General features: G+C 64.8%; 4 protein-coding genes. All 4 read right to left on the bottom strand.

The genetic code is table 11. The annotated features are described in order from the left end of the window. Window positions 1-120: 120 nt before the first annotated feature. The 4 genes from SX243_26080 to fdhD all read right to left on the bottom strand — a co-directional run bounded on the left by SX243_26080 (window position 121) and on the right by fdhD (window position 1742). A complete protein-coding gene (locus SX243_26080) occupies window positions 121-261 on the bottom strand; it encodes a microviridin/marinostatin family tricyclic proteinase inhibitor (GenBank protein MDY7096455.1) in 141 nt (46 codons plus the stop codon). 53 nt (window positions 262-314) lie between these two features. After that, window positions 315-455 (bottom strand): microviridin/marinostatin family tricyclic proteinase inhibitor, encoded by a 141-nt coding sequence (locus SX243_26075; GenBank protein MDY7096454.1) that lies wholly within the window; start codon window positions 453-455, stop codon window positions 315-317. A gap of 43 nt (window positions 456-498) precedes the next feature. Next, a complete protein-coding gene (locus SX243_26070; protein MDY7096453.1) occupies window positions 499-639 on the bottom strand; it encodes a microviridin/marinostatin family tricyclic proteinase inhibitor in 141 nt (46 codons plus the stop codon). A 287-nt stretch (window positions 640-926) separates the two neighbouring features. Next, entirely contained in the window at window positions 927-1742 is an 816-nt protein-coding gene (fdhD, locus tag SX243_26065) for a formate dehydrogenase accessory sulfurtransferase FdhD (GenBank protein MDY7096452.1), read from the bottom strand. Between the last annotated feature and the right edge of the window lie 382 nt (window positions 1743-2124).

Genomic DNA, 2124 nt, shown 5'->3' with positions numbered 1-2124 from the left:
CGCGTCCTGAGCTTCCAGCAGGCGGGCGAAGAAGGGCTTCTTGGTGTTCTCGTTCGGTTGCATGAATCCTCCTTGGTTTGAGGGTTGAGATGAACCTTCGAGGCGCAGAAGCGTCAGCTCCTACCACTCCTCGTCGTCAGTGGGGTATTTGAGCGTGTGCGGCGGACGTCCCGGGGCCGGGTTGTGGCCCGGCTCTTCCTGCTGCTGAATCTCCAGCAGACGAGCGAAGAAAGGCTTCTTGGCATTCTTGGTCTGGTTCATAGTGTCCTCCTAGAAAAATGATTGGATCGCTGGAAGGTTTCAGTCGAGGCGGCTCACCACTCGTCGGAGTCGGAGGGCGCCTTCATCGTCTGGTCCGGCTTGTCGAAGCCCATCTTCTGGGCGTCCTGCTCCGGGCGCTGCGCCTCCAGCAGGCGGGCGAAAAACGGCTTCTTGGGGGTGTTGTTCTGCTTCATGGGATGCTCCTTCAATGAATAAGACGTTGCTTCGTGAAAATTCTTACCACTCGTCCCCGTCGGAGGGGTACTTCATGGTCTGCTCGGGCTTGTCGAACTCCATCGTCTCCGGCTTGTGCTCGGAGCGCTGAGTCTCGAGCAAGCGGGCGAAGAAGGGCTTCTTGGAGGTTGGGGTGGTTTTCATGAGGTCTCCTTGACAAGGAGGGCCCGAAGGCCCGGTGAAATGGCGGCGGCGAACCGTTCGCACACCGTCCAGGAACGAACGCGATCCCAGGGCCGAACGAGTCGGCCGAGCAAGTTGTGTAAGTGGGGCCTCGAAGGAATTCGGGCGGTCGCGCTCGGGAGATCGAGTCGAACGACCTGGGAGAATCTACCCGGTCTCTGGCCACATCGTCTTCAGGCACGTGGCCGACCGAGACTGCGGAATGAATCGACGCTGGTGGGATGTCTCCTGACCAACCAGTATAGCAGTCAGGACTCCGAGATGATTCGCTGGATCTCACTGTAGATATTGCACCTACGCTCACGTAAGAATCCCACCAAGGTCAGGCGGAAGCGGCGGGCGGTGGCCACCGCCAGGCTGCTGGGAGCAGAGACCGCGCAGAGCACCGGAGCCTCCGCGAGCAGACATTTTTGTACCAGCTCGAAGCTGGCGCGGCCGCTCACCATCACCAGATGCCGGTGCAGCGGCAGCCAGCCCTGCTCCAAAGCATGGCCAAGCAATTTGTCCAGGGCGTTGTGCCGGCCCACATCCTCGCGGCAGGCCAGCAGCTCGCCGCCGGTGTCGAACAGGCCCGCGGCGTGGAGGCCGCCGGTGGTGGCAAAGACCCCTTGGGCTCGGCGCAGGGCCTCCGGCAGCTGGTAGAGCACTGTCGCCGGAATCCGAGGGCCCGGCGGCAGCTCGGGGTGCCGGGGTAGCTCCAGGGCTTGGAGACTCGATTTGCCGCACAGCCCGCAGGCGCTGGTGGTGAGGAAGTGCCGCTCGAGGGTTTGGGAGGGGGGTTCCAGCCCGTCCCGCAGGCGGACCACCAAGACGTTCTCGCTGCCGTCGCCGCCGCGGGGCAGATGGCCGATGGCGGCGACGTCCTCCCGACGCTGGATCACCCCCTCGGAGAGCAGAAAGCCCAGAGCCAGCTCGCGGTCGGCGCCGGGGGTGCGCATGGTCACCGCCGCGGTGCGCATCTCTCCCCCGGCCACCAGCCGGATCTCCAGCGGCTCCTCCGCGGCGATGGCGTCGGGGATCTCGGTGGCCACGCCGTCTTCCACCAGCACCACCTCGGCGGTCATCTGGCGAGGGTCCTCCACCAGCTTCGGGTTTCGGCCAGGGGAAGATGGGCCACTGGTGGTAGGGCCGCTGGGTTTGCTCATGCACGAAGTGTATCGCTCTCAGGGCTCGTCTCGCCGTCGGGGCCGGGGGGCGGAGGCCGGTGCTGCTGCTGGAGCTCTCCGCCCCCCGGCGGCCTGAGGCGGAGTCCCGGGGAGGGCGCCGAGGGGAGTGCTGGGTTCGGCGCTCGATCCCGCAAGACTCCTGGGAAGCCTTCAGGACTGCCTAGCAGCCTGTGGTGAAAGTCGAGCCGCGCTGCGAGCGGCCCTTTTCCGCCGAATCTTCGTTCGAAAACCTCGCCGATACCCGCATCGCCTGCGGTTTTCCGGCCTTGATTCGACGAAA

It is taken from the genome of Acidobacteriota bacterium (genome assembly GCA_034211275.1).
GTDB lineage: Bacteria > Acidobacteriota > Thermoanaerobaculia > Multivoradales > JAHZIX01 > JAGQSE01.
Note: the sequence above shows the minus strand (reverse complement) of the source record. Positions and strands in the feature narration are given on the sequence as shown.

What these genes read in the sequence shown, in the direction of transcription:
- SX243_26075 (MDY7096454.1), bottom strand. Translation starts at nt 455, where the DNA reads ATGAAGCAGAACAACACCCCCAAGAAGCCGTTTTTCGCCCGCCTGCTG.
- fdhD (MDY7096452.1), bottom strand. Translation starts at nt 1,742, where the DNA reads ATGACCGCCGAGGTGGTGCTGGTGGAAGACGGCGTGGCCACCGAGATC.
- SX243_26080 (MDY7096455.1), bottom strand. Translation starts at nt 261, where the DNA reads ATGAACCAGACCAAGAATGCCAAGAAGCCTTTCTTCGCTCGTCTGCTG.
- SX243_26070 (MDY7096453.1), bottom strand. Translation starts at nt 639, where the DNA reads ATGAAAACCACCCCAACCTCCAAGAAGCCCTTCTTCGCCCGCTTGCTC.